This window comes from Cellulosimicrobium sp. Marseille-Q8652 (assembly GCF_965112045.1).
The window spans coordinates 1,841,991-1,858,365 of record NZ_CBCOPS010000001.1 but is presented as its reverse complement, the minus strand read 5'-3'; the positions used below and the strand labels follow the sequence as shown (position 1 = coordinate 1,858,365).

Annotated in this window: 14 protein-coding genes and 1 riboswitch; of the genes, 9 read left to right on the top strand and 5 right to left on the bottom strand. The window is 74.3% G+C overall.

Features of this window, described 5'->3' with window-relative positions; genetic code table 11:
• Nucleotides 1-6 precede the first annotated feature (6 nt).
• The 3 genes from ACWPWV_RS08160 to ACWPWV_RS08150 all read right to left on the bottom strand — a co-directional run bounded on the left by ACWPWV_RS08160 (nt 7) and on the right by ACWPWV_RS08150 (nt 4,099).
• Nucleotides 7-645 (bottom strand): hypothetical protein, encoded by a 639-nt coding sequence (locus ACWPWV_RS08160; RefSeq protein WP_454042420.1) that lies wholly within the window; start codon nt 643-645, stop codon nt 7-9.
• Between the two features lie 42 nt (nt 646-687).
• Nucleotides 688-3,459, bottom strand: coding sequence for a prealbumin-like fold domain-containing protein (locus tag ACWPWV_RS08155; RefSeq protein WP_454042419.1), 2,772 nt, complete (start codon nt 3,457-3,459; stop codon nt 688-690).
• An 82-nt stretch (nt 3,460-3,541) separates the two neighbouring features.
• Complete coding sequence (locus ACWPWV_RS08150) at nt 3,542-4,099, bottom strand: GNAT family N-acetyltransferase (RefSeq protein WP_454042418.1); 558 nt, start codon at nt 4,097-4,099, stop codon at nt 3,542-3,544.
• A gap of 361 nt (nt 4,100-4,460) precedes the next feature.
• On the opposite strand from ACWPWV_RS08150, the gene ACWPWV_RS08145 reads away from it, so the two are divergent.
• The 8 genes from ACWPWV_RS08145 (at nt 4,461) to metE (ending at nt 14,941) form a co-directional block, all read left to right on the top strand.
• Entirely contained in the window at nt 4,461-6,560 is a 2,100-nt protein-coding gene (locus tag ACWPWV_RS08145) for a carbon starvation CstA family protein (RefSeq protein ID WP_454042417.1), read from the top strand.
• On the top strand, nt 6,557-6,823 hold the full coding sequence (locus tag ACWPWV_RS08140; RefSeq protein WP_454042416.1) for a YbdD/YjiX family protein: 267 nt from the start codon (nt 6,557-6,559) through the stop codon (nt 6,821-6,823). The genes ACWPWV_RS08145 and ACWPWV_RS08140 overlap by 4 nt, the downstream gene beginning before the upstream one ends.
• A 130-nt stretch (nt 6,824-6,953) precedes the next feature.
• Nucleotides 6,954-8,180 (top strand): histidine kinase, encoded by a 1,227-nt coding sequence (locus ACWPWV_RS08135; protein WP_454042415.1) that lies wholly within the window; start codon nt 6,954-6,956, stop codon nt 8,178-8,180.
• Nucleotides 8,177-9,031, top strand: a complete 855-nt coding sequence (locus ACWPWV_RS08130; RefSeq protein ID WP_454042414.1) for a LytR/AlgR family response regulator transcription factor — start codon at nt 8,177-8,179, stop codon at nt 9,029-9,031. Before ACWPWV_RS08135 ends, ACWPWV_RS08130 begins: the two co-directional genes overlap by 4 nt.
• Nucleotides 9,028-9,513 (top strand): heavy metal transporter, encoded by a 486-nt coding sequence (locus tag ACWPWV_RS08125; RefSeq protein ID WP_454042413.1) that lies wholly within the window; start codon nt 9,028-9,030, stop codon nt 9,511-9,513. The genes ACWPWV_RS08130 and ACWPWV_RS08125 overlap by 4 nt, the downstream gene beginning before the upstream one ends.
• A complete protein-coding gene (locus tag ACWPWV_RS08120) occupies nt 9,510-11,030 on the top strand; it encodes a sodium/solute symporter (RefSeq protein ID WP_454042412.1) in 1,521 nt (506 codons plus the stop codon). Before ACWPWV_RS08125 ends, ACWPWV_RS08120 begins: the two co-directional genes overlap by 4 nt.
• 107 nt (nt 11,031-11,137) lie before the next feature.
• Nucleotides 11,138-11,240, top strand: a riboswitch (SAM riboswitch).
• Nucleotides 11,241-11,357: 117 nt separating this feature from the next.
• The gene (locus ACWPWV_RS08115; RefSeq protein ID WP_454042411.1) at nt 11,358-12,419 is read left to right on the top strand and encodes a methylenetetrahydrofolate reductase; all 1,062 of its coding nucleotides are present in this window, start codon (nt 11,358-11,360) and stop codon (nt 12,417-12,419) included.
• A 32-nt stretch (nt 12,420-12,451) separates the two neighbouring features.
• Nucleotides 12,452-14,941 (top strand): 5-methyltetrahydropteroyltriglutamate--homocysteine S-methyltransferase, encoded by a 2,490-nt coding sequence (gene metE, locus ACWPWV_RS08110; protein WP_454042410.1) that lies wholly within the window; start codon nt 12,452-12,454, stop codon nt 14,939-14,941.
• 98 nt (nt 14,942-15,039) lie between these two features.
• Here metE and ACWPWV_RS08105 read toward each other — a convergent pair whose 3' ends face one another.
• Nucleotides 15,040-15,294, bottom strand: a complete 255-nt coding sequence (locus ACWPWV_RS08105) for a hypothetical protein (protein ID WP_454042409.1) — start codon at nt 15,292-15,294, stop codon at nt 15,040-15,042.
• A 63-nt stretch (nt 15,295-15,357) separates the two neighbouring features.
• Entirely contained in the window at nt 15,358-15,606 is a 249-nt protein-coding gene (locus ACWPWV_RS08100; RefSeq protein WP_454042408.1) for a DUF2630 family protein, read from the bottom strand.
• Nucleotides 15,607-15,673: 67 nt separating this feature from the next.
• On the opposite strand from ACWPWV_RS08100, the gene ACWPWV_RS08095 reads away from it, so the two are divergent.
• Nucleotides 15,674-16,069 carry a VOC family protein gene (locus ACWPWV_RS08095; RefSeq protein ID WP_454042407.1) on the top strand — a complete coding sequence of 132 codons (396 nt, stop codon included), beginning with the start codon at nt 15,674-15,676 and terminating at the stop codon, nt 16,067-16,069.
• Nucleotides 16,070-16,375: the final 306 nt, after the last annotated feature.

Here is a 16,375-nt window from a genome sequence, read left to right as displayed (position 1 = left end):
CGGCGGTCAGACGATCTTCGGGAAGCTCAGGAGCAGTCCGACGCCCACGAGGAAGAGGACGCCGCCTGCGCAGACCATGCCCCACGACGCGCGCTCCGAGCGGAACCGCCCGGCGAACGCGCCGAAGAAGAGGACGAGGGCGAAGAGGACGGTCACGAGCGTGTAGTCGTCGCCCCGCTGGTTGTTCCGGAGGGCCTGGTCGAAGTACTCGTCGGCGCGGGCGTCCGCCTCGACGGCCTCGACCTCGCCGGGCGGGACGTACGCGTCGAGCGCGAACGGGCTCTCGGCGGCGTCCGGGTTCTGCAGCGGGCGCGAGGCCAGCCACTCCTCGAAGGCCGGCTCGAAGTGCGGCGTGAAGCGGTCCCGCGCGAAGTCCTCGAGCACCTCGTTCCCGTTCGCGACGCCCTCCAGGTAGAGGCTGAACACCTGGAGGTCGATCGCGCGCGCGGCCTCCGAGCGGGTCCGCTCCGTCGACGCCTCGATGCGCTGCGTGGAGGCGCGCGAGAACGCGATCGACATCTCGCCGCCCCACTTGCTCGCCTCGAAGCCGCTCCACGCGGTGAGCACCGCCGTCACGGACAGCAGCACCACGGTCACGGTCTCGCGCAGCGGTCTCTCGCGCCTGCCCACCTCGTCGTCGGCCACGGCAGCAAGGTAGCCCGCGTCGTCGGGTCGCGCGCGGCGGGCTCAGCCGACCCGGCGTCGCACCCCGAGGAGGACCGCGCCGGAGAGCAGCGCCGCGAGCGCCACCGCGAGCATCACCCCCACGTCGGATCCCGTGGCCGCCATCTCGCCGCCGCCGTCCGCGTCGCCACCGGGCGTGCCGTCCGGGCCGCCCGTCGGGACGTCGGTCGGGCCGTCCGTCGGACCGTCCGTCGGAGGCGCGGTCGGGTCGGTCGGGGTCGGCGTCGGGTTCGGCGTCGGCGGGTCGAGCACCGTGTTCGTCACCGTGCACGTGACGTCCGCGCCGTCGTCGACCTGGACGGTGTCCGCGTCGACCAGCTCGCCGCCGTCGCAGACCCACCCCTCCTCGACGTAGTCCCAGCCGCTGCCGGACTCGGAGAGGTCGTACGTGCCCTGCGCGACGGGGACGAGGGCGACGTCCCGGCTGCCGTCGAAGCCCGAGATCGGCGTGGGCCCCGACGCCGTGAGCTCCCAGTCGCTGACCGGGACCACGTCGTCGACCACCTGCTTGTGCAGCGTGAGCGTGCCCGCGAGCCAGTGGTTCGTGACCGTGCACGTGACGTCGTCGCCCGGCTCGACCACCACGGTCGAGAACAGCGCGCCGCCGTCGCCCGGGGACTGGACGACGCGCGCGCCGTCGCACACCCAGCGCAGGGCGGTCCAGCCGTCGGGGCCGCCGGTCTCGCCGAGCACGTACCGGCCGGGGGCCACGGCGACGTGCGAGACCTCCGGGCTGCCCGTCGCACCCGAGATCGAGGTGCCGCCGCCCACGGCGGTGAGGGTCCAGTCGGTCGGCTCGACGTCACCGGTGAAACCCCGGTCGTCGAGCTCCTTGACGAGCGTGAGGTGCGGCAGCTCGGCGCGGTTCGTCACCACGCACGTGACGTCGTCACCGGGACCGAGGGTCACGGTCGAGCCGTCGAGCGGCGCCGGGCCACAGCTCCACCCCTCGGACACGTAGCCGCCGAAGCCACCGGACTCCGCGAGGTCGTAGGTCCCGGTCGGCACCGCGACCGACGTGACCTCGGCGCTGCCGGCGGGGCCCGCGAGGACCGTCTCGCCGGACGCGTCCGTCGCGCTGAGCGTCCATGCCGCGGGGTCCGCCGACCCGCCCACGACGACCTTGACGAGGGTCAGCGTGGACTCGACGTACGTGTTCGTCACGGTGCACACGACGTCCTCGTCGGCCCCGACCACGACGTTCGCGCCCGCCTGCAGGAGACCGCCCTCGCAGACCCAGCCCTCGGACTCGTAGCCCGGCGGTCCGCCCGACTCGGCGAGCGCGTGGACGCCCTCCCCGACGTCGACCTGCGTCACCGCGACGCTGCCCGACGGTCCCGAGATCGTGCCCGCGGTCCCGTCCGGCTGCGGCCCGGTCGCCGACAGCGTCCAGTCCTCGGGCGCGGCGGGGCCGCCGTCGACCACCTTGACGAGCGTGAGCAGCGACGGCAGCGGGGTGTTCGTGACGGTGCACACGACGTCCGCGCCCGCACCGATGCTCACGACGTCACCGGTCACGGGGGCGCCCGTGCAGACCCAGGGCCCGGCCTCGAAGCCGCTCCACCCGTCCTCGACGAGCGTGTAGTCGCCCGCGGGGACGAAGGCGTCCGTCACCGCGTCCGACCCGGACGGGCCGCTGACCGTCACCGGGGCGTCGGGGTCGGGCCCTCCGGTCGCGGTGAGCGTCCAGTGCTCGGGCTGAGCGAACAGCTCGCCCTCGAGCAGCTTGGTGAGCGTCAGCGTCGCGCCGGCCCACGTGTTCGTCGCCGTGCACACGACGTCCTCGCCCTCGGCGACCGTGACCGAGCCGCCGGACCCGTCGCCCGCCGCAGCACCGGTGCACGACCACGCGCCGTCGTACCCGGCCGGGCCGTCCTCCGTGAGGGTGTAGGCCCCGGGCTCGACCTCGACCGCGGACACCCCGGGTTGGCCCGTGGTCCCCGTGACCGTCGACGGACCCGTCGCCGTGAGGTCCCAGTCCGCGGCCGTGGCCGGACCCCCGACGACCTCCTTGACGAGCGTCAGGGTCGGGACCGTCGGCGTGACGGGTCCGACGTTCGTCACGGTGCACGTCACCGAGTCGGCGAGGTCGATCGTCACGGTCGACCCCTCGACCTCGGCGCCCTCGCACGCCCAGCCGTCGTTCCGGTACCCCTCGGGCCCGCCCTCCTCGGACAGCGTGTACTCCCCGACCCGGACCTCGCGGTTCGTCACCTCGTCGGAGCCGGACGGCCCGCCGATCGACGACGGCCCCTGCGCGCGCAGCGTCCAGTCCTCGGGCGAGGCCGTGCCGCCGACGACCTCCTTGACGAGCGTCAGCGTGGGGTAGATCGCCTCGTTGTCGACCGTGCACGTGAGCGTGCCGCCCGCGGAGACGACCACCTCGGGCGTCGGGTCGAAGATGTCCTCGCCCCCGCAGTTCCAGTCCTGGAACCGGTAGCCCGCGACGCCACCGCTCTCCCAGATCCGGTACGTCCCGGCGGGGACCTGGAGCGACTGCACGCCGTTGAGCCCGTCGCCCTCGACGAGCTCCCCGGTCTCGACGTTCTGCGCGTGCATGGTCCACAGCTCGCGCCGGCCCTCCGAGGCGCCCGTGTCGAGGTTCTCGATGCGCTTGAAGAGGGAGAGCGTGCCCGTGGCGGTCTGCGCCGAGGCCGAGAGGGCCGCGGGTACCGCGAGCGCCAGCACGAGGGCGAGCGCGAGGAGCGCCGCACCGACCGTGGCGAGCCGACGAGGGCGGGATGCCGGCACGGCCGGGGACGAGCGAGGGAGCACGGGCTGAGACCTCCGTCACGGGGGGACGGCACGAACCTAACCCGCGGTCCCCACGCACGCCCGGCGACGACCCGCGACGCGATCAGTCGATCAGACGCCCGTAGACGTACATGTCCCGCCGCTCGCCGCCGACACGCTGCCACCCCCGCAGCAACCCTTCCCGGACGAAGCCGGCGCCCTCCGCGGCGCGCCACGAGCCCTCGTTCCACGGCTCGACGAAGAGGTCCGCGCGCTGGACCCCCGGCAGGCCCAGCGCCCAGTCCGCGGCGGCCCGCAGGGCCGCTCCCGCGTAGCCGCGCCGGCGCCTGCTCGCCGCGACCCAGTACCCGATGCCGACCCGTCCGTGGTCGACGTCGCGGAGGAGGACCGAGAGCTGTCCGACGGCGCGGTCGTCCTCGGCCGTCGCGACGACGAACGAGTAGCCCACGCCGTCGGCCAGGCGTCGGCGCTGCCGGGCGACGTACGCGTCCACGGCGCAGGGGTCGGCCGTGCGGGGGACGGTGGTCACGAGAGGGATCAGCGGGTCCTGCGACGCCTCGACGACGACGTGCGCGTCGTCGGGCCGCCAGGCGCGGAGCCGGACGGGGGGCGCGTCGAGCGTCGGGGTCCGCTCGTCGACCACGCCACGGCCGTCGTCCACGGCGCCATCCTCGCGCGCACCGGCGCCGACGGCGGCAGCGACGCACCGCTCGTCGCACGCCGACCACCGTTCGTCGCACCCGCGCACCGCCCGTCCCGGCGGGGCCTCCGCGCCGGGACGTGCGGCCCTAGCCTGCTGATGTCGAACGCAACGACGCGACGCCCTGGGAGGCTCCCGTGTCATCGTCCACCCGGACCGCGGAAGGACCCGCGGCCCCCGAGCCGGAGATCGTCCCCGATCCCTCGCTCCCCCGACCGCCGTCCCCGAGGACGACCTCACCCCGCGCTGGACCCCGACGCGGATCGCGGTCTGGTCCGCGGTCGCCCTGCTCGGCGGCGTCGCGTGGGTCATGCTCGCCGTCGTGCGCGGCGAGACGGTCAACGCGATCTGGTTCGTGTTCGCCGCGGTCTGCACCTACTTCATCGCGTACCGCTTCTACTCGAAGGTCATCGAGCGGTACATCACGCGACCCGACGACCGGCGCGCGACGCCCGCCGAGGTGCGCGAGGACGGCAAGGACTACGTCCCGACCGACCGCCGCGTGCTCTACGGCCACCACTTCGCCGCGATCGCCGGCGCCGGCCCGCTCGTCGGGCCCGTGCTCGCCGCGCAGATGGGCTACCTGCCCGGCACGATCTGGATCATCGTCGGCGTGGTGCTCGCGGGAGCGGTGCAGGACTACCTCGTCCTGTTCTTCTCCATGCGCCGCGGCGGCCGGACCATCGGCCAGATGGCGCGACAGGAGCTCGGTCGCGTGGGCGGCACCGCCGCGATCGTCGCGTCGCTGCTCATCATGATCATCATCGTCGCGATCCTCGCGCTCGTGGTCGTCAACGCGCTCGGCGAGAGCCCCTGGGGCGTCTTCAGCGTCTCGATGACCATCCCCATCGCGCTGTTCATGGGCGTCTACCTGCGCTACCTGCGTCCGGGCCGCATCACGGAGGTCTCGGTCATCGGGTTCGTGCTGCTCATGGCCGCGATCATCGGCGGCGGCTGGGTCGCGGACACCGCGTGGGGCGCCGAGCTGTTCCACCTCGACCGCACGACGATCGCGATCGGCGTCATCGTCTACGGGTTCGTCGCGGCCGTGCTGCCCGTGTGGCTCCTCCTCGCGCCGCGCGACTACCTGTCGACGTTCATGAAGATCGGCGTCATCGTGGTCCTCGCCGTCGCGGTGATCGTCGTGCGGCCCGAGATCACGGTCCCTGCGATCAGCGAGTTCGCCAGCGGCGAGACGGGCCCCGTGGTCTCCGGGTCGCTGTTCCCGTTCCTCTTCGTCACGATCGCGTGCGGCGCGCTGTCCGGCTTCCACGCGCTCATCGCGTCCGGCACGACCCCGAAGCTCGTCGAGAAGGAGCGCCAGACGCGCTTCATCGGCTACGGCGGCATGCTCATGGAGTCGTTCGTCGCCATCATGGCCCTGGTCGCGGCGATCTCCATCGACCGCGGCATCTACTTCGCGATGAACTCGTCGGCCGCGGCGACCGGCGGCACGGTCGAGGGCGCGGTCGCGTTCGTCAACGGCCTGGGGCTCATGGGCGTGAACCTCACGCCCGACATGCTGACCTCGACCGCCGAGGCCGTCGGCGAGCCGTCGATCGTGTCGCGCACCGGCGGCGCCCCGACGCTCGCGCTCGGCCTCGCGACGATCATGCAGCAGCTCGTGGGCGGCACCGCGATGATGGGCTTCTGGTACCACTTCGCGATCATGTTCGAGGCGCTGTTCATCCTCACCGCGGTCGACGCCGGCACGCGCGTCGCGCGCTTCATGCTCCAGGACACGATCGGCAACGTGGCCCCGAAGTTCCGGGACGTGACGTGGCGGCCGGGCGTCTGGCTGTGCACGGCGATCATGGTCGCCGGGTGGGGGTCGATCCTGTACCTGGGCGTGACCGACCCGCTCGGCGGCATCAACACGTTCTTCCCGCTGTTCGGCATCGCGAACCAGCTCCTCGCGGCGATCGCGCTCGCCGTCGTGCTGGCGATCGTCACCAAGCGCGGCCGCAGCTACTTCCGCTGGCTGTGGATCATCGCGCTGCCGCTCGCGTTCACGGCGGTCGTGACGATCACGGCGTCGTTCGAGAAGATCTTCTCCCCCGTCCCGGCGGTCGGGTACTGGGCGCAGCACGACGCGTTCCAGGACGCGCTCGACGCGGGCGAGACGTCGTTCGGCACGGCAGGGTCCGTGGAGGCGATGGAGGCCGTCGTCCGCAACACGTTCGTCCAGGGCACCCTGTCGATCGTGTTCGTGGTCCTCGCGATCGTCGTCATGATCGCCTCGGTCGTCACGACCGTGAAGGCGCTGCGCGCCGGCGGTGGCGAGAACCACGAGGAGCCCCCGGTCGCGTCGCGACGCTACGCGCCCTCGGGGATCGTCGCGTCGGCGCCCGAGAAGGCCCTCGAGAAGGACTGGGCGGCGCTGCCGTCCGACAGGCGTCCTGTCGCGACGGGGCACCGGTGACGGTGCGACAGGACACGCAGGGCTCCGCCACGACGGTCCGAGCGACCGTCGTGGCGGGGCTCCGCACCGCGGGCCGGCGCCTGCGCGACGCCGCGCGCGCCGTCCGCTGGTACGTGCGACAGCTCATGGGCGACGACGCGTACCCCACCTACGTCGCGCACCACCGGGCCGCGCACCCGGGGTGCGACGTCGTCAGCGAGCGCGAGTTCTGGCGCGCGCGCATGGCGGACCAGGACGCCAACCCGGGGTCGCGCTGCTGCTGACGCCCTCGCGGCCGAGCACGACGCCACGCTCCGTCGACCACGACCTGAGGGTCGTCATCACGCCGATGACGGCCCTCAGGTCGTGCTCGGCGAACACCGGTCCGCGGCCGCGCCTCGTTACGATCGCTGCATGACCGGGCCCGTGCTCGCCGGCGTCGCCGTCGGCCTCGTCGTGGGCGTCCTGCTCACCGCGGGCCTCGTCCTCGCGCTCCGGTTCGCCCGCGGCACGCGCGAGCTCGGCAGCGACTCCGAGCAGGCCACGTTCCGCACGCTCCACCTCGCGTCGCGCGCCGCGACCCACCTGCGCGACGGGCTCGACGGCGACGACGTCCGCCGCGCCGCGCGCTCCCTGCGGAGCCTCCTCGGCTGCGACGCCCTGGCGATCGTCACGCGCGACGGCGTCCTGGCGCTCGACGGACCGTCGCACCTCGTGCCCGACGCGCGGCGCGTCGCCGAGCGCGTCGTCGCGACCGGTCGGCGCCAGGTCTCCACGGAGCGGGACGGGCCCGCGACGCCCGCGGCGTCGTCGGGCACGGTCGACGTGGGGTCGTACGCCGTGCGCGAGGCCGTCGGCGCGCCGGTGGTCGCGGGCGACGAGGTCGTCGGTGCCGTCGTCGCGTTCGCCGGCCGCGTGCGCCCGCCGCTCGTGCGCGCCACGGAGGAGGTCGCGCAGTGGTGCGCCGCCCAGCTCGAGCTCGGCGAGCTGGAGGCGTCGCGCACGGCGCTCGCCGAGGCCGAGCTGCGGGCGCTGCGCGCGCAGATCAGCCCGCACTTCGTCTACAACGCGCTCGGCGCGATCGCCGCGTTCATCAGCACGGACCCCGAGCGGGCCCGCGACCTCGTGCTCGACTTCGCCGACTTCACGCGGTACTCGTTCCGGGACCGCGGCGACTTCACGACGCTCGCCGACGAGCTCCGCAGCATCCACTCGTACGTCGAGCTCGAGCGCGCACGCTTCGGCGAGCGCCTCACCGTGACGCTGCGGATCGCCCCCGAGGTGCTGGCCACCACGATCCCGTTCCTGTCGGTCCAGCCGCTCGTCGAGAACGCGGTGCGGCACGGGCTCGAGCCGCGCGAGGAGGGCGGGACGATCGTCATCACCGCCCGCGCGGAGGGCACCCGGACGGAGATCACGGTCGAGGACGACGGCGTCGGCACGGACCCCGCGACGCTGCACGCCGTGCTCGTCGGGGACCGCGCGGGCCACGTCGGCCTGCGCAACGTCGACACCCGCGTGCGCCAGCTCTACGGCGACGACCACGCGCTGGAGATCGAGACCGCTCCCGGCTCCGGCACCATGGTGCGGATGCGCATCCCGCTCTCGCAGCCCCTGCACGAGACCGAGGCCCGCCCGTGACGGCACCCCCCGGCACGACGGACGGGCCGACGCTCGACGTCCTCGTCGCCGACGACGAGCGCCCGGTGCTCGACGACCTCGCCCGACTCCTCGGCGCCGACCCGCACGTCCGGTCCGTGCGCACGGCGGCCACCGGCTCGGAGGCTCTGCGCGTCCTCGCCGAGGAACGGCTCGACGCCGCGTTCCTCGACATCCACATGCCCGGCCTCAGCGGTCTGGACCTCGCGCGGGCCCTGTCGCGGTTCGCGCACCGTCCCGCCGTCGTGCTCGTCACCGCGGACGAGGCGCGCGCGCTCGAGGCCTTCGACCTCGAGGTCGTCGACTACGTCCTCAAGCCCGTGCGGCGCGAGCGGCTCGCGCGCGCCGTCGAGCGCGTCGTCGCGCGGGTCGAGGCCGAGCGGCCCGCGCCACCTGCCGCGCCGTCGTCGGACCGGCCGCCCGCACCCGACGAGGGACGCCGCGCGCCCGCGGAGGGCGGCCGGCGGCCCCCGGCCGGTGACGCGACCCCCGGCGACGAGACCCTCGCCGTGACCGTCGGCCAGACCACCCGGGTCGTGCGCCGCAGCGCCGTGCGCTGGGTCCAGGCGCAGGGCGACTACACGCGGCTCGTCACGGACACGGACTCCTACCTCGTGCGCGAGCCGATCACCGACCTCGAGGAGCGCTGGACGGAGGCCGGCTTCCTGCGCGTCCACCGCTCCTACCTCGTGCAGCGCGGCGCGGTCACCGCCGCGCGCTTCGGAGGGCCACGGCCCGTGCTCGTCGTCGCCGGCCACGAGGTGCCCGTGAGCCGCCGCATGCTCCCGGCAGTCCGGGACGCGCTGCTGCGGCCGCACCGGCGGCCGTCGTGAGCACCCCCGGCGAGGACGCCGACGGCGGCGAGCACGGGGTTCGCGCTCCACGCGTGCGCGTGCGCTCGACCGACCCCGCCCCGCCCGGCCACCCCGGTGGCCCGGGCGACCCTGGGCCCCGGCCCGACGCCGCGCCGTCGGGCACCGCCGCGCGCCCGCCCCGGGCCGTGGACACCGGAGACGACGCGACGGTCTACGCCCGGAGCCTCGCGCGCGCCCAGCTCCGGCTCGGGCTCGCGTGCGCGGGGACGTTCCTCGTCGCGGTCCTCCTGCTGGCCCTGCTCGTCACGACGACGAGCGCGCTCGACGACGTCGTCGTCGCGGGGGTTCCCCTGCCCTGGCTGGTCCACGCGTACGGCTTCTACCCCGTGATCGTGGCCTTCGCCGTCGTGTTCGCCGTCGCGGCGGCCCGCAACGAGCGGCGGTTCCGTGCGCTCGCGGAGCCCGGCGCGGCCGCGGACCAGCCCGCGGAGGACGAGTGAGCACCGCGCTGCCCCTCGTGGCCGTCGGGATGCTCCTGCTCGCGACGGTGCTCATCGGCGTCTACGGCCTGCGGATCTCCCGCACGACGAGCGACTTCTTCGTCGCGTCGCGCACGGTCCGGCCGGTGTGGAACGCGTCGGCGATCAGCGGCGAGTACCTCTCGGCCGGGACGTTCCTCGGGTTGTCCGGGCTGGCGCTGCTCGCAGGCTCCGAGGCGTTCTGGTTCCCCGTCGGGTACGCCGCGGGCTACCTGCTCGTGCTGCTGTTCGTCGCCGGGCCGCTGCGCCGCAGCGGCGCCTACACGATCCCCGACTTCGTCCAGGCGCGTCTCGACTCCGTCACCGCGCGCCGCGTGACGAGCGTCCTCGTGCTCGTCATCGGGTGGCTCTACGTGGTCCCGCAGCTGCACGGCGCGGCGCTCGTCATCGCGGCCGTCGCGCCCGTCCCGCCCTGGGTCGGCTCGGTCGGCGTCGCCGCGGTCGTGTGCGTCGTCGTCGCGGCGGGCGGCATGCGGTCCATCACCTACGTCCAGGCGTTCCAGTACTGGGTCAAGCTCACCGCCCTCGCCGTGCCGGTCGTGTTCCTGCTCCTCGCGCTCGGGGCCGACGGCGGCCCGCTCGCCGACGCCACCGCGCACGACCCGGCCGTGGTGTTCCCCCACGCGCAGGGTCCCGCCGCGACCGACGTCTACGCCACGACGTCGCTCCTGCTCGCCCTGCTGCTCGGCACGATCGGCCTCCCCCACGTCCTCGTGCGCTTCTACACGAGCCCCGACGGCGGGTCGGCGCGGCGCACGACCGTCGTCGTCATCGTCATGATCAGCCTCTTCTACATGGTGTCGAGCACGATGGGCCTCGTCGCCCGCGTCGTCGCACCGGACCTCGCCGAGCCCGGTCTCGCCGACACCGTCGTGCTCACGCTCCCGACGCGCCTCGTCGCGGGAGCGGGCGGGGAGCTGCTCGCGGCGCTGGTCGTCGCCGGGGCGTTCGCGGCGTTCCTCGGCACGTCGTCGGGGCTCGTCGTGGCGCTCGCCGGCGTGGTCAGCCAGGACCTGTTCGGCGGCACGGTCCGCTCGTTCCGGTGGTCGGCCGTCGCGTGCACCCTCGTGCCGCTGGCCGTCGCGCTCGTCACCATCCCGCAGGGCCTCGTGACGAGCGTCGGCACGGTGTTCGTGTTCGCCGCGTCCGCGCTGTCCCCGGTGATCCTGCTCGGCGTGTGGTGGCGCGGGCTCACGGCCCGCGGCGCGGTGGCCGGGATGGTCGTCGGCGCGGTGCTCTGCGCGACGGCGCTGCTCGCCTCGTCCGCGATCGGCACCGGTTACGGGGTGGCGCCGTCGGGCGGGGACGACGCCGTGCCGGGATGGGTGCGAGCGCTCCTCGGGCAGCCGGCCGCGTGGACCGTCCCGCTCGCGACGGCGACGGTCGTCGTCGTGTCGCGGCTGGACCGCCGCGGGCCGCCGCTGCGGGCCGACCGGATCCTGCGCCGGCTGCACGTGCCCGAGATCCCCCGCCGATGAGCCGCGCGCCGACCGCCGCGCGCGTCGGCCTCCCGGCCGCCCGTGACACACCCGTCTCACCTGACGAGCGCCCTCGACCGCATGGCGGATACCGCTTAGGATCGGGTGAACCATCCAGAGCGGTCGAGAGTCCTGGCTCGACGACACCGCAGCAACCCGCCGACGGAAGCCTCCCGAGGACAAAGGTGCTAACGCCAGGGTCGATGGAGTGACTATGGTCAACGAGGCATCCTTCGCGCACCGTCCGGGCCTTCCGTGCCCGACGGCGAGCGCTCCCGTCCGCACGTCGGCGCGCCCCGCCGCGCAGCCCCCGCGCGAGGTCGCGGCGTGAGCGTCGCCGACGCCGTCCGGCGCGCGCACGCCGAGACGGCGAGGCCCACGGTCTCGTTCGAGCTCATGCCGCCGCGGCGCCCGGACGCGGCGCCGAAGTTCTGGGAGACCGCGCGCCGGCTCGTCGCGACGCAGCCGGACTTCCTCTCCGTGACGTACGGCGCGGCGGGCACCGACCGCAAGACGTCGCTCGACGTCATCGGCCGGCTCCTGCACGGGACGCCCGTGCACGCGATCGCGCACCTCACGTGCGTCGGGGCGTCCCGCGAGCACGTCGAGGACGTCATCACCGACTTCCTCGACGCCGGGGTGCGGAGCTTCCTCGCGCTGCGGGGCGACCCCCCGAAGGACCAGCCGGACTGGCGGCCGGCCCCGGACGGCGTGGGGTCGAGCCTCGAGCTCGTCGCGCTCCTGCGCGAGGTCGAGGCGTCGCGCTGCGCCGCGAACCCCTCGCTCGCGCTGCGCGGCGCGGCCCGCCCCCTGACGATCGCCGTCGCGACGTTCGTCGACGGCAACCGCGACGCCGGCACGACGCGCACCCAGGAGGTGCAGCGCCTGCTCGAGAAGCAGCAGGCGGGCGCCAGCTTCGCGATCACGCAGCTGTTCTACGACGCGTCGTCGTACACCGACTTCGTCGCCGAGGCCCGTGCGGCCGGAGTGACGATCCCCGTCCTCGCCGGGCTGCTGCCCACGACGGAGCCGCGCAGGCTCCGTCGCGTCGAGGAGCTCACGGGCGTCCCTGCACCCCAGCGCCTGCTGGACGCGCTCGACGCCCTGCCCGACCCCGAGGCGCAGCACGCCTACGGGATCGCGTACTCGTCCGACCTCGCGCAGCGCGTCCTCGACGCCGGTGCGCCGGGCCTGCACGTGTACACGTTCAACAAGTACCGCGCCGCTCTTGACCTGCTCGAGGGTGTTCACCTCGGCGGCGGGACGCCCGGGACCGACGACTCGGCTGTCGTCGACCTCCCCGGCGGTCCGGACCTGGCCAGCGGGCCGTGGGTCACCGGCACCTCCCTGCCCACGACGGGCGTCGCCTCACGCGGCACACCCGTCTGACCGGTCCTCAGGACCAGCAAGAGGTTTCGATCATGACCGCTTCCGTACCCTCCCCTACCCATTTTCCGGCCGGGACCGTCCTCGGCTACCCGCGCATCGGGCGCCGGCGTGAGCTCAAGAAGGCCGTCGAGGCCTTCTGGGCCGGCCGCACGACCGCCGACGAGCTCGAGGCCACCGCGCGCGACCTGCGGATCGCGACCGTGCGGCGGCTCGTCGACCTCGGCCTCGGCGCCGACGACGCGTCCGTCCCCGGCTCGTTCTCCTCCTACGACCAGGTGCTCGACGTCGTCGCGATGCTCGGCGCCGTGCCGTCCCGGTTCGCCGGGCTCACCGACGCCGAGGGCCGGCTCGACCTCGCGGGGTACTTCGCGGTCGCTCGCGGCACCGGCGGCCAGGACTCGCGGGCACCCCTCGAGATGACCAAGTGGTTCGACACGAACTACCACTACCTCGTGCCCGAGATCGGTCCGGACACCCCGATCCGGTTCGTCGACGACCACGTCGTGCGCCAGTTCGTCGAGGCCAAGGAGGCCGGGGTCGTGACCCGGCCGGTCGTCGTCGGGCCGGTGACGTTCCTCGCGCTGTCGAAGGCCGCCGACGACGCCCCCGCCGGGTACTCGCCGCTCGACCGCCTGGACGACGTCGTCGCCGCCTACGCCGACCTGCTGCGCGCGCTCGCCGCGGCGGGCGCGCCGTGGGTCCAGCTCGACGAGCCGATCCTCGTCACGGACTCGGCGGACGCCGCGGAGCTCGCCGAGGCGGTCGAGAGGGCGTACCGCGCGCTCGCCACGGATCTCCAGCCCGTGCGGAGCCCCGGGTCGGACGGCAACCAGACGTCCGGGTCCCGCGAGAACCCGGCCTCGGCAGACGACACGCGGCCCGCGATCCTCGTCGCCGCGCCATACGGGCGGCTCGAGACCTCGCCGGGTCCGGACGGCCGGTCTCTCGACTTCCTTGCGGTCCTGGCCGAAACGGACGTCGAGGCGATCGCGCTCGACGGCGTCGCCGCCGACCTTCCCGACGGCCTGCCCTCGGGGCTCGGGACAAAGACCCTCGTCCTCGGCGTGATCGACGGGCACAACGTGTGGCGCGCCGACCTCGCCGCGAAGCTCGACCTGCTCGAGGCGTACGTGCCCGGACCGGACCTGGGAGCGGTCGCCGTCGGCACGTCGACGTCGCTGCTGCACGTGCCGCACGACGTCGAGGACGAGACGTTCGCCGAGCCGGGCACGGCCCCGGGCACGACGCTCGACCCCCGCCTGCGCGAGTGGCTCGCGTTCGCCGACCAGAAGGTCGGGGAGGTCGCGACGCTCGCCCGCGCCCTCACGGAGGGCCGCGAGGCCGTGGCCGACGCGCTCGCCGCGTCGAGCGCCGCCGTCGCGTCGCGCGCGGCCGCGGAGGGCGTCGTCGTCCCCGCCGTGCGCGAGCGCGCCGCCGCGCTGTCCGACGCGGACTTCGCGCGCGGCCCGTACGCGGAACGGGCGGCCGCCCAGCAGGAGCACCTGAACTTGCCGCCGCTGCCGACCACGACCATCGGGTCGTTCCCGCAGACCCCGGAGATCCGCCGCGCCCGCGCGCTGTGGACCAAGGGCGCGCTCTCGGACGCCGACTACACGGCGGCCATGCGCGACGAGATCGCACGCGTCGTCGCGCTGCAGGAGGAGCTGGGCCTCGACGTGCTCGTGCACGGCGAGCCCGAGCGCAACGACATGGTCCAGTACTTCGCGGAGCACCTCGACGGGTTCGCCGTCACCGCGAACGGCTGGGTGCAGTCGTACGGGTCGCGCTGCGTGCGCCCGCCGCTGCTGTGGGGCGACGTGCAGCGTCCCGCACCGATCACGGTCGAGTGGTCCGCGTACACCGCGTCGCTCACCGACAAGCCGGTCAAGGGCATGCTCACCGGGCCGGTGACGATCCTCGCGTGGTCGTTCGTGCGCGACGACCAGCCGCTCGGCGACACCGCGAACCAGGTCGGGCTCGCGCTGCGCGACGAGATCGCGGACCTCGAGGCGGCGGGCATCGGGATCGTGCAGGTCGACGAGCCCGCGCTGCGCGAGCTCCTCCCGCTGCGGCGCGCCGACCAGCCGGCGTACCTCGACTGGTCGGTGCGGTCGTTCCGCCTCGCGACGTCGGGCGTGGAGGCGGCGACGCAGATCCACACGCACCTGTGCTACTCGGAGTTCGGCGAGGTCATCGGGGCGATCGACGGCCTCGACGCCGACGTCACGTCGGTCGAGGCGGCTCGCTCGCGCATGGAGATCGTCCCCGAGCTCGCCGAGGCGGGCTATCACCGCGGGATCGGGCCGGGCGTCTACGACATCCACAGCCCGCGCGTGCCGTCGGCCGGCGAGGTCACGGAGCTGCTCGAGCTCGCCGTGAGGTCGATCGACCCGAAGGTCGTGTGGGTCAACCCCGACTGCGGGCTCAAGACCCGCCGCTACGAGGAGACGGTGCCGTCGCTCGAGCACCTCGTCGAGGCGGCGAAGGCCGTCCGCGCGACGCTCGAGCAGCCGGCGAGGTAGTACGGCAGGTCACGAGGTAGGACGCAGGTCGCGAGGGCGAACCTCGGGGGGTTCTCCCTCGCGACCTGTCGTCCTCGCGCGCCCTGCGGGGCAGGCGGTCAGCGCTCGGTGTTGCCCGTGAACGTCATCGGCCACATGAAGGCGATCGTGCACGCGGCGATGCCGCCGACGAACAGCCAGGCGCCGTAGGTGGCCTCGACCGACATGCCCGACCCCATGAGGACGATGCCGCCGACGAAGAGGGCCAGGGACACGACGAACCGCGCGAACGCGCCCGCGTGACCGGGGATGTCGCGGCCCTCGGTGCCGGTCGGGAGAGGGCTGTGCGCCGCCTGCTCGCTCGTCGTGGTCATGTCGGTGGCTCCTTCTGAGGTTCGGGGAGGGCTGGGGCTCGTCGGCCGGGTCGCTCCGACGAGTCACTCCAGATAGTGCTCCACGGTACCGGGGTCGCGGACGGTCGCGGTGTCGGGGTCCGCGCCGTACTCACGGGCCGCGTCCCGCTGACGCAGCAGGTCCCAGTACTGGTCGAGCTCGACCTCGATCGCCTGCAGCTCCTCGCGGTCGGCCGGAGCCGCGCCCTCGCCCGACCCGAGCCAGTCACGGATCGCGCGCTCTCGCGCGACAAGCTCGCTGATGTGCTCCCGGATCCCGCCGTCGCTCGCCATCCGCCCACGGTATTCCGGTCTCCGCCGGCAGGCACGCGATGCGGGGGCGGTGGTTAGGCTCCCCGGCATGACGACGACGATCGGCCGCACCGTCCTCCTGTGCCGCGACCTCGACGCGAGCGCCGCGTTCTGGGCGGACGGCTTCGGCTTCGGGACGCTGTTCCGCGGCGAGACCGAGGGATTCCCGCTGCTCCACGTCGGCCCGGGGCGCGTCGACGAGCCGGGCCTGTGGCTCGTCCCGCTGCCCGACGGCGCGTCCCCGCTCGTGCGCTCCGGCCTCCCGAACCTCGTGCTGTACGTCGACGACCTCGACGCGGCGGTCGGGCGCCTCGCGGCGATCGGCGTCGAGCCGACCGTCGGACCGGGGACCGACGACGAGACGGGCGACCGGTTCGCGCACGTCGAGGACCCGGACGGGCACCGCATCGTCGTCGTGCAGCTCGGCGACGCAGCGGCCGGCTGACGGTCCAGGGCGGCCGCCCGAACCCTGGGTTGTGCGGCTCCGCCCCCGCCGGTGGACCTCGGCGGGGTCGCTGAGGCACCATGGTTGGGTCGGTCAACCATCAGGCGCCGACGCCGCGGGCCGCGCACGGCTCGCGCGGACACCGGTCACGACCACGAGGAGACAGCGGATGCACGGCGTCACCGCAGGCTGCGAGGTGGCCGCGTCGGCCTGCTCGGCCGGCGCGTCGACCCGCACGTCGCCCGCCCGCCCTGAGCTGAGCCCGCACCCGGGCTGAGCCTGCTCCTGTGCACCGCTCCGGAGCGC

Coding starts and splice junctions, on each gene's coding strand:
- ACWPWV_RS08100 (WP_454042408.1), bottom strand. CDS start 15,606: ATGGCGAGCGACGGCGGGATCCGGGAGCACATCAGCGAGCTTGTCGCG.
- ACWPWV_RS08095 (WP_454042407.1), top strand. CDS start 15,674: ATGACGACGACGATCGGCCGCACCGTCCTCCTGTGCCGCGACCTCGAC.
- ACWPWV_RS08135 (WP_454042415.1), top strand. CDS start 6,954: ATGACCGGGCCCGTGCTCGCCGGCGTCGCCGTCGGCCTCGTCGTGGGC.
- ACWPWV_RS08105 (WP_454042409.1), bottom strand. CDS start 15,294: ATGACCACGACGAGCGAGCAGGCGGCGCACAGCCCTCTCCCGACCGGC.
- metE (WP_454042410.1), top strand. CDS start 12,452: ATGACCGCTTCCGTACCCTCCCCTACCCATTTTCCGGCCGGGACCGTC.